Source organism: Flintibacter sp. HCN-6482 (assembly GCF_037892565.1).
GTDB classification, from domain to species: domain Bacteria; phylum Bacillota; class Clostridia; order Oscillospirales; family Oscillospiraceae; genus Lawsonibacter; species Lawsonibacter aceti.
Genome location: NZ_JBBKBK010000001.1, coordinates 403,800 through 427,691 on the forward strand (window position 1 = coordinate 403,800; position 23,892 = coordinate 427,691).

The following is a 23,892-nucleotide window of genomic DNA, read 5'->3' on the forward strand; positions in this document are numbered from 1 at the left end:
CACTCCGGGTTATCTCCCTTTGTTGGAACCGGCGGAGTTTATCTCATGACTCATCACCCACCACGCAGGAGGGGACAGGGAAAAGAAACGGTTGCGTTTTACACTGTCCGCCTGTACAATGAGGAGGAAACGTCAGAGGAGGGGTAGCCGTGCGGCGTTTGAAGAAGGCCTATCTTGAGATCACCAACATGTGCAACTTGGACTGCCAATTCTGTCCAGGCACCAGACGGACTAAGGGCGTTCTCTCGCCGGAGGGATTCCAGACATTGGGAGAGCGTCTACGTCCTCACACCGACTATCTCTATCTTCATCTGATGGGGGAGCCCCTCCTCCACCCCCACTTGGCGGAGATACTGGAGCGGGCGGAAAAGCTGAAGTTTCGGGTGATGATCACCACCAACGGCACCCTGTTGGGGGAGCGGGAGGACCTGCTCTGTTCCAGTCCGGCGGTGGAGAAGGTCAGCATTTCTCTTCACTCCTTTGAGGGGAACGAGGGCGTGGGAACGCTGGAGGACTATCTGGCCGGGTGCCTTGCCTTCGCCCGGCGGAGCGCCGGAGCTGGAAAAAAGTGTGCCTTGCGGCTGTGGAATCTGGACGGGGAGGACACCAGAGGAGCGAACGCCCGGAATGGAGACATTTTAGCCGCTCTGGAGAGGGACTTTCCGCGTCCCTGGAGAGAGGGGCGTCGGGGGACTACCCTAGCTCCTGGCGTTTTTCTGGAGTGGGGAGAAAAATTTGACTGGCCGGACCTAGTCGCCCCGGAGGGGGACGGCACCGGCTTCTGCTATGGCCTGCGGGACCAGGTGGGTGTGCTATGGGACGGGACCGTGGTCCCCTGCTGTCTGGACCATGAGGGGGATATCTCTCTGGGGAATTTGTACGATCAGCCCCTGGAGGAGATCTTGAGCAGTCCCAGAGCCCAGGCCATCTACCAGGGATTTTCCCAGGGCAGGGCTAGGGAGGCGCTATGCCGCCGGTGCGGCTTCATGCGCCGCTTCCGGTGAGGGGAGCGGATCTCTACGGAGCAAAAAGATAGATTGAGGTGGAAACATGGACACGAACAGGAAAAAAGAACTGATGGAGGCATATAAGAACCGCCGCCCAGAGATGGGGGTTGTGTCTGTCCGCTGTCTGGCCACTGGGGAGTCCTTTCTGGGGACCTCCTCTGATACCAGGGCCACCATGAACGGCATCCAGGTCAAGCTGAACGGCGGACTGTATCCCAACCGCCGCCTTCAAGAGCTGTGGAAGCTCCACGGGCCAGAGGAATTTGAGATATCAGTCCTGAGGACGCTGGACTATGAAGACCCTGGGGAGGACCATACAGAGGAGCTAGAGCTGCTTCGGGAGCTTTGCCTGGAGGATGTCCCCGGAGCCGCCAAGCTGTGGAAGTAGCGGCCGGGGCGGAGAGAGATAAGAAACGCGGCAGCACTGTCAGAGTGCTGCCGCGTTTTGCCGCATTAAGAGGAGGTCAGACTGGCCCTTGAAGTTCGGGGATCTGAACCTCAGGCATCAGTTCCCGGCTGACAATAGAGATCATCTCCTCCAGCTTGGAGCAGTCCTCGGGAGAGAACCGATGCCGGATGCGGTCCATAACCTCCGTGATATAGGCGGAGCTGATGTTGTAATAGTCGATATACTTCTGGGTGACCTCCAGGTGATACTCCCGCCGGTCCTCGGGGGACTGAACCTTGCGGATATACCCCTTCTTGACCAGGCTGTTAATCTTATAGGCCGCATTTGGAGGCGAGATGCGCATAAAGGTAGCAAACTCGTTGATGGTGGGACGGCCCAGGGCCTGGATAGTCTCCATGGCGAAGGTCTCCACCGTGGTCAAACTGGCCTCCCGGTCCTGAAAGCGCCGAAAGATCTCCTGGTAAAAATGGAGCTTGAATTTGGTATACACGTTAAAAAAAGCTTGGTCCAGCACAACATCGCCCGCTTTCCCGCAATGAGCGTATCAATCATTTTTGGGCTCTAAAAACCACTATTACTATATACCAGATAGGAGAAAAGGGCAACAGTTTCGCTGATCTATCGCGCCGCATCGGTGATGGCAAAGGTGAGCTCCGCCACACAGGCCACCTGTCCATCCACCAGTGCTTTACATTCCCCGATGCCAACAGGCCCCCGCCGCTTGGTCAGAACACACTCCATCTCCAGCACATCGCCGGGGACCACCTTCCGCTTAAAGCGGGCGTTTTTGATCCCGCCGAAGAGGGCCAGCTTGCCTCGGTTCTCCGGCAGAGCGAGGATGGCCACCGCCCCCACCTGGGCCATAGCCTCCAGAATGAGGACACCGGGCATCACATGCTCCTGGGGGAAGTGGCCGCAAAAATAGGGCTCCCCTACGCTGACGCACTTGCGGCCTTTGGCCCACTGGCCCGGCTCACAGTCCAGGATGCGGTCTACCAGGGCGAAAGGGTACCTGTGGGGCAGAAGCTGGGCGATCTGATCAGAATTAAGTTCCATCTCTTATTCCTCCCACTTTTTGAAGAGAATGCTGCCGTTGTGCCCGCCGAAGCCCAGAGAGTTGGACAGGGCGTACCGAATGTCTGCCGTCCGGCCGGTATTGGGCACTACATCCAGGTCACACTCGGGATCGGGGACCTGGTAGTTGATGGTGGCGGGGACGAAGCCATGATGGAGGGACAGGGCGGTGAAGATGGCCTCGATGGCTCCCGCCGCCCCCAGGGTATGGCCGGTCATCGACTTGGTAGAGCTCATCATCAGATGATAGGCGTGGTCCCCAAATACCGTCTTGACAGCGGTGGTTTCACCGGAGTCATTGAGATGGGTCGAGGTGCCGTGAGCATTGATATAGTCTACCTGTTCTGGAGATACTCCCCCATCGGCCAGGGCCAGCGCCATGGCCTTGGCCCCGCCAGAGCCGTCGGGCCGGGGGGCAGTCATGTGATAGGCGTCACAGGTGGCTCCATAGCCCAATACTTCAGCGTAGATCTTGGCACCCCGCGCTAAGGCGTGGTCCAGCTCCTCCAGCAGGAGGATGCCGCAGCCCTCCCCCATAACGAAACCGCCCCTCTCCTGGTCAAAGGGGATGGAGGCCCGGTTGGGGTCTTCGTTCTGGCTCAGGGCCTTCATAGAGGTAAAGCCGCCTACGGCCAGGGGGGTGATGGACGCCTCTGTGCCGCCGCAGAGCATGACCTCGGCGTAGCCGTCCCGGATATAGTGGAAGGCGTCGCCCACAGCGTTGGTGCCGCCCGCGCAGGCGGTGACGGGACAGGTGCACATCCCCCGGAAGCCGGATCGGATAGCTACCTGGCCGGCGGCCATGTTGCAGATGCCGGTGGGAATGTAGAAGGGGGACACGCGGTCCCACCCCCGCTCCAGCCCGCGGCTGTGCTCCGCCTCGGTGATGGACAGCCCGCCGATACCGCTGGACACACTGACGCCGCAGCGGTCCGGGTCGGCGGAGGAGACATCAAAGCCAGCATCGGCCAGCGCCTCCTGGGCCGCCACGGCGGCAAACTGGGTAAAGCGGCCCATCCGTTTGGCGTCCGCCTTTCCCAGCAGCTCCTCCGGGGCGAAGCCCTTGACCTCGGCGGCCAGCTTCACCTTCAGCTCCGAGGCGTCGAATTGTGTGATGGGGGCGATGCCGCACACGCCCTCCCGGACCGCCTGCCAGCTGTCGGGACAGGTAAGGCCCAAGGGGGTAACGGCCCCCATTCCAGTGATGACTACTCTACGTCGTTCCATGTTATCTCCCCCTCTCACATGGACATGCCGCCGTCCACCGCCAGGACCTGGCCGGTGATATAGGCGGCCTGGTCGCTGGCCAGGAAGGCGACCGCCTGAGCCACTTCCTCCGCCGCGCCCAGACGCTGGGTAGGAATGGTGGGCAGCAGAGCGTCGCGGGCCGCCTGGGGCAGGGCGGCGGTCATATCCGTGTCAATAAATCCGGGGGCAACGGCGTTGACTGTGACGCCTCTTGAGGCCAACTCCTTGGCCAGGGATTTGGTCATGCCGATCACGCCGGCTTTGCTGGCAGCGTAGTTTACCTGTCCGGCGTTGCCGTGGAGCCCCACCACCGAGCTGAGGTTGACAATGCGCCCATAGCGCTGCTTCATCATGGTCCTGGCCACCGCCTTCATGGTCAGGAAGGCTCCCTTCAAATTGGTATCCAGCACCTGGTCCCAGGCGTCCTCCTTCATAGTCATGAGCAGGCCGTCCCGGGTGATGCCGGCGTTGTTGACCAGGATGTGGACGGCTCCAAATTGCTGTATGGCGGCGTCCACAAGGGCCTTGACCTCATCCGTCTTAGATACGTCGCAGCGCATGGCGGCCGCCTTAGCGCCCAGAGCCTCGCAGGCGGCTGCCGTATCCAGGGCGGCCTGCTCGTTGCCGGCGTAGCACAGCATGACATTGGCCCCGCCCCGGGCCAGCTCCAGACAAATGGCCCGACCGATGCCGCGGCTGCCGCCTGTGACGACGGCGGTCTTTCCGGTAAAATTCATTGATCTTTCTCCTTCATCAGCTGTTCCAGAGTGTTTTTCAGTCCTTCCACGTCCGCTGTACTCTCTACGGCGCAGACAGGGAGTCCAGGTACTGTCTTGCGGACAAAGCCGCTGAGGGCTTTGCCCGGACCGATCTCCACGATGGCATCCACGCCCTGGTCGACCATGGATCGGATGGAATCCTCCATCCAAACGCTGCTCTGGACCTGTCGGACCAGCAGTTCGGGGATAGAGGGATCGTCCTCCCGGCGGGCCCGGCCCAGACAGTTGAACAGAACTGGGAACTGGGGCTGGCCGAAGGCGATCGTTTGGAAATAGTCTGCCAGCTCCTCCCCGGCGGGGGCCATCAGGGGGGTGTGGAAGGGACCGCTTACCTTGAGAGGCATAGTCCGCTTGGCCCCCAACTCCTTGGCAATGAGGGCTGCCTGTTCCACCGCGGCCCGGTCGCCGCCGATGACCATCTGGCCGGGACAGTTGTAGTTGGCGATGACCACCGTGCCCAGGGCGGAGGCCCGCTGGCAGGCATCCTGGAGGGGCGCGCGGTCCAGGCCCAGGACCGCGACCATGGCGCTCTCTCGACCGCCTGCCGCCCGCTCCATGGCCTTGCCCCGGAAGGCCACCAGCCGGATGGCGGCAGCGGCATCAAAGACTCCGGCGGCGTGGAGGGCGGAGTATTCTCCCAGTGAGAGGCCGGCCGCCAGATTGGGGCAGATGCCGCGCTCCCGCAATACCGCCGTCAGACCGGCCGCGAAGGCCACCATGCAGGGCTGGGTGTACTGGGTCTGGTTCAGCACTCCGTCGGGGTCCTGAAAGCAGACCTGCTTTAAGTCAAATTCTACGGGAGCGCGGTCAAAGACGGCGCGAAAGGCGGGATATGCCTCATAGAGATCGGCACCCATTCCTGGGTGCTGGCTGCCCTGTCCGGCGTAAAGAAAGCCAAGCTTCATTGAGCGGCCCTCCATTCTTCCATGATTTGGTCCATCTGCTGACTGACAGTGGACAGTTGTGTGATTTCTCCGGCGTTGGAGCCGCAGAAAAACAGCCCGTTTTCCCAATCCCCCTGGACGGCGGCGATCAGGGCTCCGGAGATACAGTAAGGGGTGGTCTTGGGGTTGCAGGGCACCAGGCAGTCGATACACCGCTTTGGGCTGGGTTGAAGCCCTGCCTCCACCCGGCGGATCAAAGGACTGTGCAGAGCGCGGCCCGGCATCCCCACAGGGCTCTGGACGATGGTGATGTCCTCCGGTCTGGCCCGCAGGAGGGCCTCCTTATAGCCCTGACTGGCATCACATTCCTGGGTGGCGATAAAACGGGTGGCGAACTGGGCCCCGGCGGCCCCCTCTCTCATATAGCGGGCCATCTCGGCCCCATCCTTCACCCCGCCGGCCACAAAGACCGGGATGTCCCGCTGGTATTTCTCCCGGAAGGGGGCCAGCGCCTCCAGCACCTCCCGAAGCAGCTCGGAGAGCGGCCTGGGGCTTCCCTCCTGTGCCTGAAGGGCCTCCTCCTTGGTGAAGCCCAGATGCCCGCCGGCGAGGGGGCCCTCCAGCACCACGAAGTCGGGAATACGCTGGAAGTGGCGGTCCCAGAGCCGGCTGATGACCGAGGCTGAACGCCCGCCGCTGACCACAGGGGCCAGGGCGGCGTTGCTCTCCGGAACCTCGGCGGCGATGGCTGGCAGGTCCCTGGGCAGGCCGGCCCCGCAGACCACAGCGTCAACCCCAGCCTTCAGGGCGGTGCGGACACTGTCCGCGTACTGGGTAGTGGCGACCATGGCGTTGATAGCCACCATGCCGGCTCCGCGGGCCAGCTCTTTGGCCCGCTTGACCTGGCGTGCCAGGGCCCGAAGATTGGCCTCCTGGGTATTGCGGTAAAAATCAGGCTCCTGGAAGCCGCAGGCCGCTGTAGAGATAGTGCCCATCCCGCCTTTGGCGGCCACCGCCCCGGCCAGCCGGTCCAGGCTGACTCCAATGCCCATCCCGCCTTGAAGGATGGGTAGAGAGAGGGTCCTCCCTCGGATCGTTACCGCCATTGCTGACCTGTCGCTTCCAGAACGGCCTTTCCGCCGGCATACAGCTCCTCAAAGATCTGGCGCAGGGGCCGGATCTCATGGAGCATACCCGCCACTTGGCCGGACATGACGCTGCCGGTCTCTACGTCGCCGTCAAAGACCGCCCGGCGCAGGCCGCCCAGGGTAACCTTCTCCAGCTCCTCCAGAGAGGCTCCCCTCTTTTCCAGAAGCAGATACTGTCTGGCCATCTTGTTCTTCAGCACCCGGACCGGGCCTCCGATGGACCGGCCGGTGACGGTGGTGTCGCTGTCCTTGGCCTTGAGCAGAGCCTGCTTGTAGTTGTTGTGGATGGGACACTCCTCGCTGACCAGAAGGCAGGTGCCGATCTGGACGCCGCAGGCCCCAAGGGCGAAGGCGGCGGCCAACTGGCGGCCGTCGGCCACGCCGCCGGCGGCGATCACAGGCACGTCCACCGCGTCGATCACCTGGGGGACCAGGGCCATGGTGGTCATCTCTCCCACATGGCCGCCGGATTCCGTGCCCTCGGCGATGATGCCGTCCACCCCGTACCGGGACAGCCGTCGGGCCAGGATGGTGGCCGCTACCACGGGGAACACCTTGACCCCGGCCTCCTTCCAGGCGGGGATATACTTGCCGGGGTTGCCCGCTCCGGTGGTCACTACCTGTACCTTCTCCTGGGCGATGATCTGAGCCATCTGATCGGCGGCAGGATTCATCAGCATCAGGTTGACGCCGAAGGGCTTGTCCGTGAGGGAGCGGCACAGGCGGATCTGCTCCCGCAATTCCTCCGGCTCCCGGATGCCGCCGGCGGCGATGACTCCCAGGGCGCCCGCGTTTGAGCAGGCGGCCGCGAACTGGGGAGTGGCGATGTTGGCCATGCCCCCCTGGATAAAGGGAAACTCCGTTCCCAGGATCTCGTTCAGCTTTTTCATAGTCCTTCTCCTCAAGCAAATTCCACCAGGGCTCCGCCCCAGGTAAGTCCGCCGCCGAAGCCGACCACCAGGACCCGGCTGCCGGGGCCGACGGTGCCCGCCTCCTCCAGCTCGCTGAGGACCAGGGGGATGCTGGCCGCGGAGGTGTTGCCGTATTCGGCGATATTTTTATAATATTTTTCCGGCGGAATATGGTATTTCCGGACCACCAGGTCGATGATCCGGGCGTTGGCCTGGTGAAAGACGAAGAAATCCACATCGTCCATAGTCTTTCCAGTCCTGGCTAGTACCTGGTCCACGCACCAGGGCACCGCCTCCACGGCGAATTTAAAGACTCGGGTCCCCTCCATTTGGATAACCGAGGGCTCCCCAGTACCTGGGCCGGCGATACGCAGGATATGCTCATCCCCGTGGCAGCCCAAAACTGCGCTGATAGAGGGCCAGTCCTGCCGGCACTCTACCACAGCGGCTCCAGCCCCGTCCCCAAAGAGGATACAGGTGCTCCGGTCATTCCAGTCCACCATGCGGCTGAGTACCTCGGCTCCCACCACCAGGCCGTATTTTCTGGGGGAGGAATTGAGCAGGCACTCCATGGTGTGCAGGGCAAAGAGGAATCCGGTGCAGGCGGCGTTCAGGTCAAAGCAGATGATGTCGTTGGGCAGCCCCAGCTCCCGCTGAAGGGCGCAGGCAGCGGAGGGCACGATGGTATCCGGGCTGACGGTGGCCACGATGCAGGCCCCGATTTCCTCCGGGGCCACCCCCGCTTTGTCCAGCGCCTGCCGGGCGGCGGCGGCGCACAGGCTGTTGTGGCTCTCGGTCTCACAGTGGTGCCGCCGGCGGATGCCGGTACGGCTGCTGATCCACGCGTCGTTGGTATCCATGATCTTGGACAGATCATCATTGGTCACTACATGGGCCGGGACACACCGGCCCATGCCTTTGATCTTGATCCCGTTCATTGGCTCTCCTTCTGGGGAGCGGCCGCCCCCATTTTTCTGAATTTCTGATAGCGGTTGGCGGCCAGATCGGCGGGCTTTTTCTTCAAAAGCTCCCCCAGATGGCGGCTGATAGCCTGGTCCACCTGCTCAAAAGTGATGGCAGGGGCCAGATGGGCGCCGCCCTGGGGCTCGGGGATGACGCTGTCCACCACCCCCAGCTCCAGCAGGTCCGGGGCGGTGAGCTTCATCAGCTGGCAGGCCTCCTCATGGCGGGCGGCGTCTTTCCACAGGATGGAGGCAAATCCCTCAGGGGACAGGATGGCGTACACCGCGTTCTCCAACATAAGGACCCGGTCGGCCACCCCTAAAGCCAGAGCGCCGCCGCTGTTCCCCTCGCCGGTGATCAGGGCGATGACCGGGACAGTGAGCTGGCTCATCTCCATCAGGTTCCGGGCGATAGCCTCCCCCTGCCCTCTGGCCTCGGCCTCCAAACCGGGGTAGGCCCCGGAGGTATCAATAAAGGTGAGGATGGGGCGGCCAAATTTTTCCGCCTGCCTCATCAGGCGCAGGGCCTTACGGTAGCCCTCCGGGTTGGGCATGCCAAAGTTACACTTCAGGTTTTCCTCCAGGTCCTTCCCCTTCCGGGTGCCGATGACCGTGACAGGCCGGCCGTGGTACAGGGCGATACCGCCCAGAATGGCCGGGTCCTCACCGCACAGCCGGTCCCCTTTCTGCTCAAAAAAGTCGGTGAACAGAGCCTGGATATAGTCGTTGATATTGGGCCGCTGGGGGTGCCGGGCGATGGCGACCCGCTGGGCGGCGGTCAAGGTATCGCTCATGGGCGGCCTCCCTTCTGGTGGAGAAGGAGCAGTTGGGAGATGGTGTCCCTCAGCTTCGACCGGGGGACCACCTGGTCCACAAAGCCATGCTCCTCCTGGTACTCCGCCCGTTGGAAGCCCTCAGGCAGAGTTTGGCCAATGGTCTGCTGGATAACCCGGGGACCGGCAAAGCCAATGAGGGCTCCGGGCTCCGCCAGAATGATGTCCCCCAGGGAGGCAAAGCTGGCGGTGACCCCGCCGGTGGTGGGGTCGGTGAGGATGGAGATATAAAGCAGGCCCTTTTGTGAAAAGCGAGCCAGAGCCGCGCTAGTCTTGGCCATCTGCATCAGAGACAGGATGCCCTCCTGCATCCGAGCGCCGCCGCTGGCGGCAAAGAGGATGAGGGGCAGCTTGTTTTTAGTTGCATACTCGATGCCCAAAGTGATCTTTTCTCCCACAGCGGCGCTCATGGAGCCCATCAGAAACCGGCTGTCCAACACCCCTACCACGCACTTGCGGCCATCCACAGTGCCGGTGGCGATGACGGCAGCTTCATTGAGGCCGGTTTTGCGCCGGCTCTCCTCCAGCTTGGACTTGTAGCCGGGGAAGGATAAGGGATCGCCGGCGGGCAGCTTTTCAAACAGCTCCCGAAAGGAGCCGGAGTCCAAAATGGTGCTGAGGCGGTAATAGGCTCCGATGGGGAAGTGGTAACCGCACAGAGGACAGACAAAGAGATTCTGGGACACGGCCTGCCGCTCGCTGATCTGGGAACATTTGGGGCAGGTCATGGCCTTCTCATTGGGCACATAGCGTTCCCGCAGGGCCTTCATGGCCAGCAGGCGGGACCGGCGCTGGGCAAAGATGTTGTTCACTGGGCCCCCTCACTTTCTTCCAGCCGGCGGCTGAAGTCCAGCAGCTCGGCCAGATTCTCGTCTAAAAACGCTGTGGTGCAGCTTCCCCGAACAAAGGCCGGGTGGTACAGGATCTGATAGGACAGCTCCGCGTTGGTGGCAAAGCCCTCCAGGGCAAACTCCTCCAGACAGCGGCGCATCCGCTTGATTGCCTCCAGCCGGGTGGGGGCGTGGACCAGCAGCTTGGCCGCCATGGAGTCGTAGTAGGGAGACAGGGTACATCCGTTATACAGGCAGGAGTCCACCCTGACGCCCGGCCCGCCGGGGAAGTGGAGAAACTCCACAGTTCCAGGACAGGGCTGAAAGTTTTTCCCAGGGTCCTCAGCGTTAATGCGGCATTCGATGGAATGCCCGGTGAGGCACACCTCCCGCTGGTTCACATCCAGGGGCAGGCCGGAGGCGATTCGCAGCTGCTGACGAACCAGGTCTACCCCGGTAATCAGCTCAGTGATGCCGTGCTCCACCTGGATGCGGGTGTTCATCTCCATAAAATAAAAGTGAGTCCCGTCCGAGTCCAGCAGAAATTCCACCGTACCCGCGTTCTCATAGCCCACCGCCTGGGCGGCCCGGACGGCGGCGGCTCCCATCTCTGCCCGCAGTTCAGGGGTGAGGCACCAGGCGGGGGCCTCCTCGATCAGCTTCTGGTTGCGGCGCTGGACCGAGCAGTCCCGGTCCCCCAAGTGGATCACATTTCCCTGACGGTCAGCCAGGATCTGGAACTCAATGTGGCGGGGCCGCAGGATCAGCTTTTCCAGATACATCTGGTCGTCGCCGAAGCAGGCCCGGGCCTCCGCCTTGGCAGCCTGAAAGGCGGCGGGCAGCTCCTCCGGAGAGTTGCATCGGCGGATGCCCCGGCCGCCCCCGCCAGCGGAGGCCTTCAGCAGTACCGGGTAGCCAACCCGCTCCGCCCAGATCAGGGCCTGTTCCACCGTATCTACCGGCCCATCAGAGCCGGGCGTCACCGGCACGCCGGCCCGCCGCATAAGATCCCGCGCGGCGGACTTGGAGCCGGCCTTACGGATGGTGTCACCAGAGGGCCCAATAAAGGTGATCCCCTCCCTGATACACAGGTCGGCGAAGTCGGCGTTTTCTGACAGGAAGCCATAGCCGGGATGGATGCCATCGCACCCCGTGGCTTTGGCGGCGGTGAGCAGGGCGGACTGGTTAAGGTAGCTGTCCGCGGCCTTAGCCGGTCCAATGCAGAGGGACTGGGTGGCCAGCTGGACATGGAGGGCCTCTTGATCCGCCTTGGAATAGACGGCTACGGTTTCAATACCCGCCTCCCGGCAGGCCCGGAGGATGCGCAGGGCGATCTCTCCCCGGTTGGCGATGAGCACCCGCTTCAGCATGGCTGATAGCGGAAGAGGGGCTCGTCAAAGGCCGCCAGCTGTCCGTCGGCCTTCAGCACCTCCTCAATGACACAGTCACAGGGAGCGGGGATCTCGCTCATCATCTTCATAGCCTCGATGAGGCACAGGGGCTGGCCCTTCTTCACCCGGTCGCCCACGGATACAAAGGGGGGCTGGCCGGGAGCCGGCGCGGCGTAGTAGGTGCCCACCAGGGGGGCGTTGACAGTGGGCCCGCTGTTCCGGTCGGGGCGAGACTCCCCCCCGGTGGGACGGGGCGCGGGGGCAGAGGGGACTGCAGAGGCGGTGGAGACAGGCGCCCCTCCCCGGCTCAACTCTATGGAAAAGTCCTGGGTGGACAGCTTTAAGGTGTGGAGAGAGCTGTCCTCAAACCGGGAGATCAGATCAAAAATTTCTTGGTTGGTCATGAAAATTCCCTTTCATAGAAAGTGGTCCCGCCGGAAAAGAGATTGTCTTCCGGCGGGAGCCTGTCAGTTGCTGTGGTCCTTGAGGTAGTTCATGATGTCGCCGACGACCTTCATCTGGGCCAGGGAGTCGTCGTCGATGGAAACGCCGGTGGCCTCCTCCAGCGCCATGGCCAGTTCCACAGAGGCCAGAGAGTCGGCGCCCAGGTCATCCACCAAGGCGGCCTCCAGGGTCACCTGCTCCACGTCGCAGCCCAGAGATTCGGCGATGATATTACGTACCTGCTCAAAGTCCATACGGATTCTCCTCATTCTTGAAATTCAATTATTTTATTTAAAAAATTTTAACTAAAATAATTTAAACACATTGTATGCAGAGAAGGGGCGATTGTCAAGCAAAATTTTGTCGGGGAAAAAATATTTCCATCTATGCGGAAAATCCATCTGGGGATAAAGAAGGCTTTTTTGGCGCATCTATACAAGGGTAAAAAACAAAAAGAGAGGGGTGGCGTGATGTCGTCCATTTGGGAGCAGACCGTCCGGAGAGAAGATCGGCCTCCCCTGGCGGGAGATATCCAGGTCCAGGCGGTAGTAATCGGGGGCGGGATGGCAGGTATCCTGACTGCCAAAGAGCTGGCTGGGCGGGGAGTGCACACCGTAGTGTTGGAGGCTGGACGGCTGGGCGGCGGTCAGACCGGCAGGACCACCGCCAAGATCACCGCCCAGCATGGCATGATATATCAGGGCCTGATCCTCCATTTTGGAAAGGAAAAGGCTAGGCAGTATGCCCTGGCCAACCAGCGGGCGGTGGAGCGATACCGGGGGATGATAGAGCAGGCGGGTGTGCTCTGTGATTTTCAGACCTGTCCGGCCTATCTCTACTCCCGTTTGGCGGCGGAACCGCTGGAGCGGGAGGAGGAAGCCTGCCGCCGGCTGGGCCTGTCAGTGGGATTTACAACCCAAACGACTCTCCCTTTCCCAGTAAAGGCAGCGCTGCGGATGGAGGGGCAGGCCCTGTTCCATCCGCTAAAATTTCTCCACTGGGCCGCCGAGGGTCTGACTGTGTACGAGGACACTCCAGTGACGGCGGTGCGGGGGGACGAAGTATTGACGCCGAAAGGTAAAGTGAGGGCCGAACATATCGTCTTTGCCGCCCACTATCCCTTTGTCAACCTGCCCGGCTTCTATTTTACCCGGCTCCACCAGGAGCGCAGCTATGCGGTCGCCCTAAAAGGGACGGGAGAACTGGACGGGGCCTATTATGGGGTAGACCCGGGCGGCCTGTCCCTTCGGCCCTTCGGCTCCATGGTGCTGCTGGGGGGCGGCGGACACCGGACCGGGGACAACCGGGCCGGGGGACAGTACCAGATGCTGGAGGACAGTGCCGAACGGCTGTGGCCAAACTGCCAGGTGGCAGCACGCTGGTCAGCCCAGGACTGCATCACACTGGACGGAGTGCCATATATCGGCACCTTTAGCCCAACCAGGCCGCGGTGGTATGTGGCCACCGGCTTTGGCAAGTGGGGAATGACATCCTCTATGGTAGCGTCAGAGCTCATCGCAGACCAGATTTGCGGCAAAGAGAATGCTCTGGCTCCCATTTTTTCTCCCCGTCGCTTCAGTATGCTGGCGGCCAGAACCATGGCGAAAGAGGGGGGCCAGGCCGCACGGGGGCTGGCCAGAGCGGTCTTTGCCCAGGGAGAGGGCTCGCTGGACGGGCTCCCTCCGGGCCACGGCGGACTGGTATCCTGGCAGGGGAAAAAGGTGGGCGCCTACCGGGATGAGGAGGGGCAGCTCTACCTAGTGGACCCACGCTGCCCCCACATGGGCTGCCAGCTGGAGTGGAACCCAGAGGAACGGAGCTGGGACTGCCCCTGCCATGGCTCTCGGTTTGACTATGAGGGCCGCCTTCTGGACGGACCAGCCCAGACGGGACTATAAAATAAAATCCACCCGGCGCTGATGCGTCCGGGTGGATTTTTATAATGTGAAATGGCTTACAGGCCGGCAGACCGGGGTGCCTCATGGATATTGTGCTTCTTGGCGTAGCCGGTAAGCATGAGGGTCAGGGCCCCATCGCCAGTGACATTACAGGCGGTGCCAAAGCTGTCCTGGAGGGCGAAAATGGTCATCATCAGGCCCGTACCAGTATCGTCAAAGCCCAGGACACTGATGATGAGTCCCAGAGAAGCCATGACCGTACCGCCAGGAACACCAGGAGCGCCCACGGCGAAAATGCCCAGCAAAAGGCAGAACAGAACCATGGTCAGGGGCTCAGGCAGCTTTCCATAGAGCACCTGGGATACCGTCATCACGAAGAATACCTCGGTCAGCACCGATCCGCACAGGTGGATGTTGGCGAACAGAGGGATACCAAAGTCCACCATATCACGGCGCAAAACGGAGGACTTTTGGGCGCAGCGCAGAGCCACAGCCAGGGTGGCGGCGGAGGACATAGTACCCACAGCGGTGAGGTAGGCGGGGCCGTAGTGCTTCACAACCTCCATAGGATTGGAGCCGGAGTAGGCACCGGCCAGGCCGTACAACACGGTCATCCAGATGAAGTGACCCACTATGACGATGAGGATAACAATGAGGAATACAGGCAGCTGTTTGGTAATGGAGCCCTCAAAGGCCAGGCCACAGAAGGTGGCGGCAATGAAGAAGGGCAGGATGGGGATGACCACCTTGGTCACGATGGAAAGTACAATCTGCTGAAACTCCTCCAGGACCTGGGTAGTGGTACGGGCGTGTGTCCAGGTGGCAGCCAGCCCTACCAGCACCGAGAAGATCAGAGCGGACATGACAGTCATAATGGGGGCGATCTCCAGGTCGAAGAGCAGTTCAGGGAGCTCCCGCAGCCCCTCGGCCGCGGACTGGATGGACAGGCTGGGGATAATAGCGTAGCCGGCCCCCATGGACATCAGCGCGGCGCACACAGAGGACGCATAGGCCAGGATTAGGGCCAGGCCCAGCATCTTAGAGGCGTTGGACCGAAGCCGTGTGATGGAGGGGGCGATAAAGCCAATGATGATGAGGGGAACACAGAAATTGATCAGAGAGCCCAGCAGGCTCTTGACTGTGAGGACCACCTGCATAATCATGCTGCCCACATCGGTCTCTCCGATATACAGATTGGCGGAGAACAGGCCCAGAGCGATACCGACGATCACGCCGATGATGAGCCGTGCGGGAAGACTGCCCAAAAATTTTTTCATAGGGAACACGTCCTTTCCGATACTTACGGCACAGCCGCAGGGGAAGCTATACTTATGCCGGAAAAATCGCTTTTATGCCTGTACGTCGGCCAGAAGCTGTGCGGCCAGAGCCGGGTCCACGTTGCCGCCCGACAGAACAAAGGCCACCTTCTGGCCCTTCTCCACAGGCAGCCGGCCAGCCAGAGCGGCGGCCACAGGGAGGGCGCCGGAGGGCTCCACCATCAGCTTGGCCTTTGTCATCAGCAGCACCATCGCCTGACGGATATGGTCGTCGTCCGCCGTGCAGAGCTCATCCACCTTATCCTGGATCATCTCAAAGTTGAACAGGGTCGCGTGGTCCGTGCGGGTACCGTCGGCGATGGTGTCCACTTTATCCAGGGTGACAGGCTGTCCGGCAGCCCGGCTGCGGGCATATCGGTCCGCCCCAGCGGGCTCTACACCAATGGTCTTGACCTGGGGAGCCAGGCCCTTGACGGCGGTAGCAACGCCGGAAATAAGTCCGCCGCCGCCAATGGGGACCGCCACAGCGTCCAAAGCGGGCTGGTCCTCGATGATCTCCAGTCCAATGGTGCCCTGTCCGGCGGCCACATAGGGGTCGGCATAGGGATGGACGTTCACCATGCCCTCCTGCTCCACCAGCTGGGCAGCTCTTCCCTCCCTCTGGGAGCCCAGAGTGCCCACCAGCTCCACCTGGCCGCCGAAAGCCTTGACACCGGCCAGCTTGACCGGGTTGGCATTGGTAGGCATAACGATGACCGCCCGGGCTCCTAGACGGTGTGCGGCACAGGCCACCCCCTGGGCGTGATTGCCAGAGGAGGCGCACACGATACCCCGGTCCAGTTCCTCCTGAGTCAGAGACAGGGCCTTGTTCATGGCGCCCCGGAGCTTAAAGGCACCCATCACTTGGAAGCCTTCAAATTTCAGATACACCTCGCAGCCCAGCGCCTCGTCCAGGGCGGGCACTCGGAGCAGTGGTGTGCGGGTAATATACGGAGCGATGCGGCTCTGGGCCGCCTGGACATCTTGAAGTGAAATCATAAAAGTTTTCCTCCTTTTTATGGTACTTTAATTAAAGCACACTATGGCGGAAAGAGCAAGGTATAACAGAGAAAAGGCAGAGAAAAACCCCGGACCCAGAGGGTCCGGGGCGGAGAGAAATCATTTTCCAGGCTTGAAACCGTCCTTTAGGCTGACAGCCCGGTTGAATACCAACGCTCCGGGCTTGGAGTCCTTGGAGTCGGCGCAGAAATAGCCCAGGCGGAGGAACTGGAACCGGTCGGCAGGCTGGGCGGCGGCCAGAGAGGCCTCCAGCTTGCAGCCCTCCAGCACCTCCAGAGAGCCGGGGTTCAGGCAGTCCAGGAAGTCCTTGTCCCCGCCGTCTGGATTCTCGTCAGCAAAGAGGTTATCGTACAGCCGGACCTGAGCGTCCACGGCGGTGGAGGCGTCCACCCAGTGGATGGTAGCCCCCTTCACCTTCCGGCCGTCAGCGGGATTCCCGCCGGAGCTGTCCGGGTCATAGGTGGCCAGGATCTCTACCACCCGACCGCTCTCGTCCTTGACACAGCCGGTGCAGGTAATCAGATAGGCTCCCTTCAGGCGGCACTCCGGGCCCTCGGGATACAGCCGCTTATACTTGGGGATGGGCTGTTCCATAAAGTCCTCCTCCTCCACATACAGGTGGCGGGAGAAGGTGACAGAGCGGGTGCCGGCGGCGGGATCGTTGGGGTTGTTCTCCACCTGGAAGGTCTCAGACTGGCCCTCAGGGTAGTTGGTGATGGTCAGCTTAATGGGGCGCAGCACGGCCATGGCCCGCTGGGCGTGGTCGTTCAGGTCCTCCCGCAGACAGTGCTCCAAAAAGCCGTACTCCACGGTGGAGGTGTTCTTGGCCACACCGATGCGGTCGCAGAAGTTCCGGATGGCGGCGGGGGTGTAGCCCCGGCGGCGCAGGCCACACAGAGTGGGCATCCGGGGGTCATCCCAGCCGGACACATAGCCCTCCTCCACCAGCTTGCGCAGCTTCCGCTTGCTCATGACAGTATAGTTGATGCCCAGGCGGGCGAACTCGATCTGCCGGGGGCGGCTGGGCACGTCGGTGTTGTTGATGACCCAGTCGTACAGGGGGCGGTGGTCCTCATACTCCAGGGAACACAGGGAGTGGGTGATGCCCTCCAGGGCATCCTGGATGGGGTGGGCAAAGTCGTACATAGGGAAGATACACCACTTGGTGCCCTGGCGGTGGTGCTCAATATACCGGATGCGATAGAGCACCGGGTCCCGCATATTAAAGTTTCCGCTGGCCAGGTCGATCTTGGCCCGGAGGGTGTACTTGCCTTCAGGGAACTCGCCGGCCCGCATCCGCTGAAACAAATCCAGGGACTCCTCAACGGGGCGGTCCCGCCAGGGGGAGCGGGCTGGGGTGTTCACATCGCCCCGGTACTCCTTAAACTGCTCCGGGGTGAGTTCACACACATAGGCCAATCCTTTTTTGATCAGGCCGATGGCCAGCTCATAGGTCTTCTCAAAGTAGTCGCTGCCGTAAAAGAACCGGTCTCCCCAGTCGAAGCCCAGCCAGTGGATGTCCTCCTGGATGGCGTCCACGAACTCCGTGTCCTCCTTGGCAGGGTTGGTGTCGTCCATGCGCAGGTTGCAGATGCCGCCGAATTTTTCAGCGGAGCCAAAGTCGATGATCAGCGCCTTGCAGTGGCCGATGTGAAGATAACCGTTGGGTTCGGGAGGGAAACGGGTGTGGACCTGCATCCCGGCGAACCGCCCTCCTTCGGAGATATCCTCCTGGATGAACTGGTGGATAAAGTTCTGGCTCTCGCCAGATTCCCCATCCGTGCCGCCGGCGGCAATCTTGATCTCTTCCGACATATGTGTCCCTCCTGTTTCTTTTCCAGGTATGAAGGTCTGGCAGACCGACATAGCATTAACTGGTTCATTCTACACCATTCTTGATATGGATTGCAAGGGTTTCCTACGGATATTCTGTCCTTCCGGGGGGAAGTTAAAAAACTTTTGGAAAAATTTGTCCCTGTGTGACAAGGTTACGGAAGAAACCGGGGGTGGCAGATAGAATCATAGCAGAAAGGGGGCCACGGAAATGACTGGGAGAAAAGCGGTAGTAGACCGGCGGCTGTGCGTAGCCTGCGGCACCTGTGTCAAGGTATGTCCCAAGGAGGCGATTGCCGTGCGCAAGGGGCTGTACGCGGAGGTTTCCCTGCAACAATGCGTAGGCTGTGGTCTCTGCGCCAGAGCCTGTCCGGCAGACATTATTCAGATTAGGGAGGTAGCAGCCGGATGAATCGGCAAAAGCGTTGGTATGATTATCTCTGGGTGGCGTCCCTGCTCTATCTGATCCTGGGATTTTTTAATATCTTGTTTGCCTGGCTGGGTCTACTGTGTTTCGCGATCCCACTGATCATGGCGGCAGCGGGCAAGGACAAGGGGTACTGCAACCGCTACTGCGGCCGGGGGCAGCTGTTTGCCCTGCTGGGAGGAAAATGGAAGCTGTCCCGCAGACTCCCGATCCCCCATTGGCTCAAGTCCAAATGGTTTCGATATGGTTTTCTAACCTTCTTCATGGCCATGTTTCTCAATATGCTCTACATCACCTGGCTGGTGTTTGCCGGAGCCGGGGAGCTAAGGCAGGCGGTCACACTGCTGTGGACCTTCAAGCTGCCCTGGCACTGGGCCTATCCGGTTCAGGTCACTCCTTGGATCGCGCAGTTTGCCTTTGGTTTTTACAGCGTTATGTTTACCTCCACCGTGCTGGGCCTGGTCACCATGTTCCTGTTCCGCCCCCGAACCTGGTGCGTCTACTGTCCGATGGGTACCATGACACAGATGATCTGCACGGTCAAGCACGGAAGAAAGGGATAGTTTTTTCTATTTGCAAGAACGAAAAAATGGATATAATATAGAATATATAGAAAGAAGGTGGCTCCATGACCTATGATATCATCGTATTGGGCAGCGGCCCGGCGGGGCTGGCTGCCGCTGTTGGGGCCAGGGGCCGGGGCAAGCGCGTGCTGGTCATTGGCAATCGGTGGCAGGACAGCCCCCTGGCCCGGGCGGAGCAGGTAGATAACTACCTGGGCCTGCCCGGTCGGACTGGGCATGAGATGCTGGAGGAATTCCAGCGCCACGCCGAGCAGATGGGGACCGAGTTTCTGACCGGAAAAGCCATCTCCCTCATGGCTTGGAAGGGGTTTATGGTCACGGTGGGCAGCCAGGTGTACGACAGCCGGGCCCTGATCCTGGCCCCTGGGGTCATCCGCCAGGCCAAATATCCCGGCGAGGAGGAGTATCTGGGCCGGGGTGTGAGCTACTGTGCGACCTGTGACGGAATGCTCTACCGGAACAAGCCCGTCGTGGTGGTGGGGCGCTCCCCGGACGCCCCACATGAGGCCAACTATCTGAAAAGCCTAGGATGCCAGGTCACCTATGTCGCCGCCAGAGAGCCCCAGGGACTGGATCAGGAGATCCCCTTTGTCCGGGCCGGTCGGCTGGCGGTCAAGGGGGAGCAGGCCGTCACCGCCCTGGAGGCGGACGGAGCCTCTATTCCCTGCGCCGGCATTTTTATCCTGCGTCAGGCGGTGGCCCCCACCGATCTGCTCCCCGCCCTGGAGACGGAGGAGGGCTACATCAGGGTGGACCGCCGGATGGCCACCAATGTAGAGGGTGTGTTCGCTGCCGGCGACTGTACTGGCGGGCCCCTTCAGGTGGCCAAAGCGGTCGGAGAGGGCCACGTGGCCGCACTATCTGCCTGTGAATATCTAGACCAGATAAAATAGAGCGGTCGATATCCCCCCGCTGACGACAGGGGATAAAAAACTAATATTAAAAAATACAGGAAAGGAAGTATACAAATGACTCATTTCAACAAAGAGAGCTTCGATAAGGCCTTGGACCAGGGCAAGCTGATGATGGTGGACTTCTGGGCTGACTGGTGCGGCCCCTGCCGTATGCTGGGTCCTGTCATCGAGGACCTGGCTGACCGGTACGAGGGAAAGGCCGTAGTCGGCAAGGTAAATGTGGATAATGAGCAGGAGCTGGCTATCCGATATGGCGTCATGTCCATCCCCACTGTCATCTTCTTCAAGGATGGCAAGGAGATTGACCGGAAGGTGGGCGTCATGCCAGAGAGCGCCTTCACCGAGGTGCTGGACAAGGAGCTTTAAGAGCTTTTGTGGAAGGATTTCAGGGGAGAGGGAAACCTCTCCCCTTCCTCTTTTCTCTGCCAGGACTGGCAGGTGATAGGGTCATTGCATCTTATTTTTCTCTTGCCGACAAGGAAACTTCAAACATACATTTCGCGCCTTCTTTTTCGCAATCTTAAAGCCGCTCAACTGGTTTTAACAGGCAATCCATATCGGCATTGGAATCTTTCTCCGTCCGTGTTGCGCTTCCCTGAAAAAAAGTTATAATAGAAGTCGAATCCTGTTGAAAGAGGGGATATATTTTGTACATTGCCGACCTTCATATCCACTCCCGGTTCTCCCGCGCCACCAGCAGGGACTGCGACGCCCCTCACCTGGACTGGTGGGCCCGGCGGAAGGGCATCCAACTGCTGGGCACCGGGGATTTCACTCATCCGGCCTGGCGGGCCGAACTGAAAGAGCAGCTGCTCCCCCTGGGGGATGGGACTTACACCCTACGGGAGTCCTTCGCCCTGCCGGATGGTCTATCCTCCCCCCCGCCCCGATTCGTCGTCACTGGTGAGATCAGCTCCATCTATAAGCGGGATGGAAAGACCCGGAAGGTTCATAACCTTATCCTTCTCCCCTCTCTGGAGGCGGCGGACCTGCTGTCCACCAAGCTGGAGGCCATCGGGAACATCCGCTCCGACGGCCGGCCCATACTCGGGCTGGACAGCCGGGATCTGCTGGAGCTGGCCCTGGACACCTGCCCGGAGGCGGAGTTCATTCCAGCTCATATCTGGACCCCTCACTTTGCCATGTTTGGGGCCTTCTCCGGCTTTGATTCCGTGGAGGAGTGCTTTGGTCCTCTTCGCTCCCACATCCATGCCGTGGAGACCGGCCTGTCCTCCGATCCGCCTATGAACTGGCGGGTGTCCGACCTGGACGGCCTCACCCTGGTTTCCAACTCCGACGCCCACTCCCCTGCCAAGCTGGGACGGGAGGCCAACCTGCTGGATGGAGACATCTCTTACTCCGGCCTGATCCACTCCATTCGAACAGGCCAGGACTTTCTGGGCACTGTGGAGTTCTTCCCCGAGGAGGGCAAGTACCACCTGGACGGCCACCGGAACTGCGGCGTCTGCCTCACTCCAGCGGAAACGCTGGCCAGAGGCGGCCTGTGCCCAGTCTGCGGCAGAAAGCTGACCATCGGCGTGGAGCACCGGGTGGAGGCCCTGGCCGACCGGCCCGCTGGCTTTCAGCCACAGAGGGCCAAGCCCTTCGAGAGTCTGGCTCCTCTACCAGAGGTTATCGCCGCCTCCACTGGCTCCTCCCCCACGGCAAAGGGGACCATGGAGCGGTACGAGAGCCTGCTCCACGGCCTGGGCCCAGAGTTCTATATCCTGCGCCAAGCCCCCATTCCAGACATCAGCCAGCTGGCCGGCCCCTGTGTGGCCGAGGGCATCCGCCGCCTGCGGCTGGGCGAGGTAGACCGCCGTCCGGGCTTTGACGGGGAGTATGGGGTCATCTCCCTTCTGACTCCCGGTGAGATCCAGCGATTCAGCGGTCAGTTTTCTCTTTTTGCCCCTGAGGAAAAGGGAGACTTCTCCCACAAATCCCAGGTCCTCCCCTCCCCCGCCGCCACCATCAAAGCGGCTGACGCCCCTCCTCGCGGGGGGGAATTGAACCCAGAGCAGCTGGCTGCTGTCACCGCCCCAGAGCCCGTGGTGGCCGTGGTGGCGGGGCCAGGTACAGGAAAGACCAAAACATTGGTCGCCCGTGTCGCCTATCTGGTGGAGGAGCTGGGGGTCCGCCCCCAGGAGATCACCGCTGTCACCTTCACAAACCAGGCCGCCGCCGAGATGCGCCAGCGGTTGGAGCGGCGTCTGGGCGGCAAGCGGGCTGTTTCCCCCATGACAATCGGAACTTTCCACGCCATCTGCCTGAAGCTGCTGGGCCAGGTCCGCCTAATCAGCCGGGGAGAGGGACTGACAGCGGCCAGTCAGGTTCTCCAGTCTCTGGGCCGGAAAGGTTCCCCCAAGGAGCTGCTCCAAGGGGTGTCACAGGTCAAAAATGGGTTTTCTCTGGGGGAGGCCGGGTTGGATGAAGAGGCCTACCAGGCCTACTGCTCCTATTTGGCGGCGCTGGGCGTTCTGGATTTTGACGACCTGCTGGCGGAGGGACTGAAGGTGGACACCGCCGGGCGTAAAAACTTCCGCTATCTTCTGATCGATGAGTTTCAGGACATCAACGATACCCAGTACGCCCTTGCCCGGCAGTGGTCCCAGGGCAGCCGGAGCCTGTTTGTCATCGGAGACCCCGACCAGTCCATCTACGGATTCCGGGGGGCCAGTGGCCGCTGTTTTCAGCGGCTGGCAGAAGATCTGCCCCACTTACGCCAGATTTGCCTGGTGGAGAATTACCGCTCCACGCCCCAGGTGCTCCAGGCCGCCCTCCCTGTGATCCAAGCCGGGAAGGGCGACTCCAAAACGCTCTCCCCCAACTGCCCGCCCGGTCCTCCTGTGCGGCTTATCACCGCCCCGGACGACTTTGCCGAGGGGGTGTTGATCGCCAAGGAGATTGGACGGATGACCGGAGGGGTGGATATGCTGGAGGCCCAGCGCCTAGGCGCGTCACAGGAGGCCCGCGCCTTCTCCGATATCGCCGTCCTCTGCCGCACCCACCGGCAGCTGGAGCTGATTGAGAGCTGTCTCCGCCATGACGACATCCCCTGCGTCGTCAGCGGGCGGGAGGATTTCTGGGACTCCGACCTTGTCCGGGGAACCCTGGCCTTTTTCCGCTCTGTCCAGGTTCCCTGGGACGGGCCTGCGCTAGAGTCCGCCCTTCGCCTGGTGTTCCAGTGCCCCACTGACCTGGTCCAGAAGGCCCTGGCGGTGTGCCGGCCTCTGTCCTCTCTGGAAGAGCCGGTCCTGCGGGATGCCTTCCGTGGTTACGGCCACCTGGAGGCATGGCTGGATCAGGCCCTCTCCTGGCTCCCGCAGGTTCAAAAAGAAAAGCCTTGGCGGCTGGTGGAGCACTGGATCGAGCAGCGGGGCTCCTCCCCGGAGCTGGTACGGCTGAAAGGGGCGGCTGTGTTCCACCCTACCCTGGACAGCCTGTGGAACGCCCTGATCCTGGGCCAGGAGGGGGACCTGTGCCGGGCATCCGGCAAAGGCTGGCAGTCCGGAGCTGTCCGGCTTATGACACTCCACGCCTCCAAGGGGCTGGAGTTTCCGGCCGTCCTGCTGGCTGGTCTCAAGGCCGGCTCCCTGCCGCTGGAGACCAAGGGCAGGCCAGCCGATTTGGAGGAGGAGCGCCGGCTGTTCTATGTGGGCATGACCCGCGCCAAGGAGGAGCTGATCCTTACCACCGCCGGAGAGCCCTCCCTCTTCCTGGCAAACCTTCCGACAACGGTCCGGCGGGAAAGGCTGACCGCCCGTCCCGCTCCCCCCGCGGAGCAGCTCTCCCTGTTTTAGCGGACAGCAGTCTACGTTTCTTTCTCCATATCCACACAGGAAAAGGCGGCGGCCAAGAAGCTTCTTGGCCGCCGTTGCGTGTGGTTCCTTTGCTCTAGGCTTTCTGAGTTAACAATCCTCCCCTCTCCCAGCAGAAACAATCAGGAGAATTTTTTCGTCCTATTTTCAGCCTATATTTTT

At 61.3% G+C, this 23,892-nt stretch carries 24 protein-coding genes; 8 read left to right on the plus strand and 16 right to left on the minus strand.

Going from position 1 to position 23,892, the window contains the following annotated elements; all coding sequences use genetic code 11:
• Nucleotides 1-149: 149 nt before the first annotated feature.
• Nucleotides 150-1,004 carry a radical SAM/SPASM domain-containing protein gene (locus WKS99_RS01965; RefSeq protein WP_340405233.1) on the plus strand — a complete coding sequence of 285 codons (855 nt, stop codon included), beginning with the start codon at nucleotides 150-152 and terminating at the stop codon, nucleotides 1,002-1,004.
• A gap of 46 nt (nucleotides 1,005-1,050) precedes the next feature.
• Nucleotides 1,051-1,395 carry a GIY-YIG nuclease family protein gene (locus tag WKS99_RS01970; RefSeq protein ID WP_340405234.1) on the plus strand — a complete coding sequence of 115 codons (345 nt, stop codon included), beginning with the start codon at nucleotides 1,051-1,053 and terminating at the stop codon, nucleotides 1,393-1,395.
• 76 nt (nucleotides 1,396-1,471) lie between these two features.
• On the opposite strand, the gene WKS99_RS01975 is transcribed toward WKS99_RS01970, so the two are convergent.
• The 13 genes from WKS99_RS01975 to WKS99_RS02035 form a co-directional block, all read right to left on the minus strand.
• Nucleotides 1,472-1,930, minus strand: a complete 459-nt coding sequence (locus WKS99_RS01975) for a MarR family transcriptional regulator (RefSeq protein ID WP_186852752.1) — start codon at nucleotides 1,928-1,930, stop codon at nucleotides 1,472-1,474.
• Between the two features lie 104 nt (nucleotides 1,931-2,034).
• Nucleotides 2,035-2,472 carry a 3-hydroxyacyl-ACP dehydratase FabZ gene (gene fabZ, locus WKS99_RS01980; RefSeq protein WP_147570738.1) on the minus strand — a complete coding sequence of 146 codons (438 nt, stop codon included), beginning with the start codon at nucleotides 2,470-2,472 and terminating at the stop codon, nucleotides 2,035-2,037.
• Nucleotides 2,473-2,475: 3 nt separating this feature from the next.
• On the minus strand, nucleotides 2,476-3,717 hold the full coding sequence (fabF, locus tag WKS99_RS01985) for a beta-ketoacyl-ACP synthase II (RefSeq protein ID WP_340405235.1): 1,242 nt from the start codon (nucleotides 3,715-3,717) through the stop codon (nucleotides 2,476-2,478).
• Between the two features lie 14 nt (nucleotides 3,718-3,731).
• Nucleotides 3,732-4,475 carry a 3-oxoacyl-[acyl-carrier-protein] reductase gene (gene fabG, locus WKS99_RS01990; RefSeq protein WP_340405236.1) on the minus strand — a complete coding sequence of 248 codons (744 nt, stop codon included), beginning with the start codon at nucleotides 4,473-4,475 and terminating at the stop codon, nucleotides 3,732-3,734.
• Nucleotides 4,472-5,422, minus strand: a complete 951-nt coding sequence (gene fabD, locus WKS99_RS01995) for an ACP S-malonyltransferase (RefSeq protein WP_340405237.1) — start codon at nucleotides 5,420-5,422, stop codon at nucleotides 4,472-4,474. The genes fabG and fabD overlap by 4 nt, the downstream gene beginning before the upstream one ends.
• Nucleotides 5,419-6,507, minus strand: a complete 1,089-nt coding sequence (locus WKS99_RS02000) for an NAD(P)H-dependent flavin oxidoreductase (RefSeq protein ID WP_340405238.1) — start codon at nucleotides 6,505-6,507, stop codon at nucleotides 5,419-5,421. The genes fabD and WKS99_RS02000 overlap by 4 nt, the downstream gene beginning before the upstream one ends.
• On the minus strand, nucleotides 6,498-7,439 hold the full coding sequence (locus tag WKS99_RS02005; RefSeq protein ID WP_340405239.1) for a nitronate monooxygenase: 942 nt from the start codon (nucleotides 7,437-7,439) through the stop codon (nucleotides 6,498-6,500). Before WKS99_RS02005 ends, WKS99_RS02000 begins: the two co-directional genes overlap by 10 nt.
• Nucleotides 7,440-7,450: 11 nt before the next feature.
• Nucleotides 7,451-8,398 carry a beta-ketoacyl-ACP synthase III gene (locus WKS99_RS02010; protein WP_240287047.1) on the minus strand — a complete coding sequence of 316 codons (948 nt, stop codon included), beginning with the start codon at nucleotides 8,396-8,398 and terminating at the stop codon, nucleotides 7,451-7,453.
• Nucleotides 8,395-9,216 (minus strand): acetyl-CoA carboxylase carboxyltransferase subunit alpha, encoded by an 822-nt coding sequence (locus WKS99_RS02015; RefSeq protein ID WP_186852757.1) that lies wholly within the window; start codon nucleotides 9,214-9,216, stop codon nucleotides 8,395-8,397. The genes WKS99_RS02010 and WKS99_RS02015 overlap by 4 nt, the downstream gene beginning before the upstream one ends.
• A complete protein-coding gene (gene accD, locus WKS99_RS02020; RefSeq protein WP_240287043.1) occupies nucleotides 9,213-10,067 on the minus strand; it encodes an acetyl-CoA carboxylase, carboxyltransferase subunit beta in 855 nt (284 codons plus the stop codon). Before accD ends, WKS99_RS02015 begins: the two co-directional genes overlap by 4 nt.
• On the minus strand, nucleotides 10,064-11,455 hold the full coding sequence (gene accC / locus WKS99_RS02025; RefSeq protein ID WP_186852758.1) for an acetyl-CoA carboxylase biotin carboxylase subunit: 1,392 nt from the start codon (nucleotides 11,453-11,455) through the stop codon (nucleotides 10,064-10,066). Before accC ends, accD begins: the two co-directional genes overlap by 4 nt.
• Nucleotides 11,449-11,880, minus strand: coding sequence for an acetyl-CoA carboxylase biotin carboxyl carrier protein (locus WKS99_RS02030; protein ID WP_147570748.1), 432 nt, complete (start codon nucleotides 11,878-11,880; stop codon nucleotides 11,449-11,451). Before WKS99_RS02030 ends, accC begins: the two co-directional genes overlap by 7 nt.
• A 63-nt stretch (nucleotides 11,881-11,943) precedes the next feature.
• Entirely contained in the window at nucleotides 11,944-12,174 is a 231-nt protein-coding gene (locus WKS99_RS02035) for an acyl carrier protein (RefSeq protein WP_147570749.1), read from the minus strand.
• Nucleotides 12,175-12,390: 216 nt separating this feature from the next.
• Here WKS99_RS02035 and WKS99_RS02040 point away from each other — a divergent pair, with 216 nt between their 5' ends.
• Nucleotides 12,391-13,818 carry an FAD-dependent oxidoreductase gene (locus WKS99_RS02040; RefSeq protein ID WP_240287039.1) on the plus strand — a complete coding sequence of 476 codons (1,428 nt, stop codon included), beginning with the start codon at nucleotides 12,391-12,393 and terminating at the stop codon, nucleotides 13,816-13,818.
• A 56-nt stretch (nucleotides 13,819-13,874) separates the two neighbouring features.
• Here the strand turns inward: WKS99_RS02040 and WKS99_RS02045 are convergent, their stop codons facing one another.
• The 3 genes from WKS99_RS02045 to WKS99_RS02055 form a co-directional block, all read right to left on the minus strand.
• A complete protein-coding gene (locus WKS99_RS02045) occupies nucleotides 13,875-15,095 on the minus strand; it encodes a dicarboxylate/amino acid:cation symporter (protein WP_147570750.1) in 1,221 nt (406 codons plus the stop codon).
• Nucleotides 15,096-15,167: 72 nt separating this feature from the next.
• A complete protein-coding gene (locus WKS99_RS02050; RefSeq protein WP_262669267.1) occupies nucleotides 15,168-16,133 on the minus strand; it encodes a threonine ammonia-lyase in 966 nt (321 codons plus the stop codon).
• Between the two features lie 120 nt (nucleotides 16,134-16,253).
• Nucleotides 16,254-17,969, minus strand: coding sequence for a glutamine--tRNA ligase/YqeY domain fusion protein (locus WKS99_RS02055; protein ID WP_186852762.1), 1,716 nt, complete (start codon nucleotides 17,967-17,969; stop codon nucleotides 16,254-16,256).
• Nucleotides 17,970-18,198: 229 nt separating this feature from the next.
• Between WKS99_RS02055 and WKS99_RS02060 the strand changes: the two genes are divergently transcribed.
• From WKS99_RS02060 to WKS99_RS02080, 5 genes are all read left to right on the plus strand, one after another.
• On the plus strand, nucleotides 18,199-18,399 hold the full coding sequence (locus WKS99_RS02060) for a 4Fe-4S dicluster domain-containing protein (RefSeq protein WP_147570753.1): 201 nt from the start codon (nucleotides 18,199-18,201) through the stop codon (nucleotides 18,397-18,399).
• Entirely contained in the window at nucleotides 18,396-18,977 is a 582-nt protein-coding gene (locus WKS99_RS02065; RefSeq protein WP_340405240.1) for a 4Fe-4S binding protein, read from the plus strand. Before WKS99_RS02060 ends, WKS99_RS02065 begins: the two co-directional genes overlap by 4 nt.
• A gap of 65 nt (nucleotides 18,978-19,042) precedes the next feature.
• Nucleotides 19,043-19,891 (plus strand): NAD(P)/FAD-dependent oxidoreductase, encoded by an 849-nt coding sequence (locus WKS99_RS02070; RefSeq protein ID WP_147570755.1) that lies wholly within the window; start codon nucleotides 19,043-19,045, stop codon nucleotides 19,889-19,891.
• Nucleotides 19,892-19,966: 75 nt separating this feature from the next.
• Entirely contained in the window at nucleotides 19,967-20,278 is a 312-nt protein-coding gene (trxA, locus tag WKS99_RS02075) for a thioredoxin (RefSeq protein WP_147570756.1), read from the plus strand.
• A 281-nt stretch (nucleotides 20,279-20,559) separates the two neighbouring features.
• Nucleotides 20,560-23,712, plus strand: a complete 3,153-nt coding sequence (locus WKS99_RS02080; RefSeq protein WP_340405241.1) for a UvrD-helicase domain-containing protein — start codon at nucleotides 20,560-20,562, stop codon at nucleotides 23,710-23,712.
• Nucleotides 23,713-23,892 lie beyond the last annotated feature (180 nt).

Excerpts from the sequence above, each read along its gene's own strand:
- WKS99_RS01970 (WP_340405234.1), top strand. The coding sequence starts at position 1,051 with ATGGACACGAACAGGAAAAAAGAACTGATGGAGGCATATAAGAACCGC.
- fabZ (WP_147570738.1), bottom strand. The coding sequence starts at position 2,472 with ATGGAACTTAATTCTGATCAGATCGCCCAGCTTCTGCCCCACAGGTAC.
- fabF (WP_340405235.1), bottom strand. The coding sequence starts at position 3,717 with ATGGAACGACGTAGAGTAGTCATCACTGGAATGGGGGCCGTTACCCCC.
- fabG (WP_340405236.1), bottom strand. The coding sequence starts at position 4,475 with ATGAATTTTACCGGAAAGACCGCCGTCGTCACAGGCGGCAGCCGCGGC.
- fabD (WP_340405237.1), bottom strand. The coding sequence starts at position 5,422 with ATGAAGCTTGGCTTTCTTTACGCCGGACAGGGCAGCCAGCACCCAGGA.
- WKS99_RS02000 (WP_340405238.1), bottom strand. The coding sequence starts at position 6,507 with ATGGCGGTAACGATCCGAGGGAGGACCCTCTCTCTACCCATCCTTCAA.
- WKS99_RS02005 (WP_340405239.1), bottom strand. The coding sequence starts at position 7,439 with ATGAAAAAGCTGAACGAGATCCTGGGAACGGAGTTTCCCTTTATCCAG.
- WKS99_RS02010 (WP_240287047.1), bottom strand. The coding sequence starts at position 8,398 with ATGAACGGGATCAAGATCAAAGGCATGGGCCGGTGTGTCCCGGCCCAT.
- WKS99_RS02015 (WP_186852757.1), bottom strand. The coding sequence starts at position 9,216 with ATGAGCGATACCTTGACCGCCGCCCAGCGGGTCGCCATCGCCCGGCAC.
- accC (WP_186852758.1), bottom strand. The coding sequence starts at position 11,455 with ATGCTGAAGCGGGTGCTCATCGCCAACCGGGGAGAGATCGCCCTGCGC.
- WKS99_RS02030 (WP_147570748.1), bottom strand. The coding sequence starts at position 11,880 with ATGACCAACCAAGAAATTTTTGATCTGATCTCCCGGTTTGAGGACAGC.
- WKS99_RS02035 (WP_147570749.1), bottom strand. The coding sequence starts at position 12,174 with ATGGACTTTGAGCAGGTACGTAATATCATCGCCGAATCTCTGGGCTGC.
- WKS99_RS02040 (WP_240287039.1), top strand. The coding sequence starts at position 12,391 with ATGTCGTCCATTTGGGAGCAGACCGTCCGGAGAGAAGATCGGCCTCCC.
- WKS99_RS02045 (WP_147570750.1), bottom strand. The coding sequence starts at position 15,095 with ATGAAAAAATTTTTGGGCAGTCTTCCCGCACGGCTCATCATCGGCGTG.
- WKS99_RS02050 (WP_262669267.1), bottom strand. The coding sequence starts at position 16,133 with ATGATTTCACTTCAAGATGTCCAGGCGGCCCAGAGCCGCATCGCTCCG.
- WKS99_RS02055 (WP_186852762.1), bottom strand. The coding sequence starts at position 17,969 with ATGTCGGAAGAGATCAAGATTGCCGCCGGCGGCACGGATGGGGAATCT.
- WKS99_RS02060 (WP_147570753.1), top strand. The coding sequence starts at position 18,199 with ATGACTGGGAGAAAAGCGGTAGTAGACCGGCGGCTGTGCGTAGCCTGC.
- WKS99_RS02065 (WP_340405240.1), top strand. The coding sequence starts at position 18,396 with ATGAATCGGCAAAAGCGTTGGTATGATTATCTCTGGGTGGCGTCCCTG.
- WKS99_RS02070 (WP_147570755.1), top strand. The coding sequence starts at position 19,043 with ATGACCTATGATATCATCGTATTGGGCAGCGGCCCGGCGGGGCTGGCT.
- trxA (WP_147570756.1), top strand. The coding sequence starts at position 19,967 with ATGACTCATTTCAACAAAGAGAGCTTCGATAAGGCCTTGGACCAGGGC.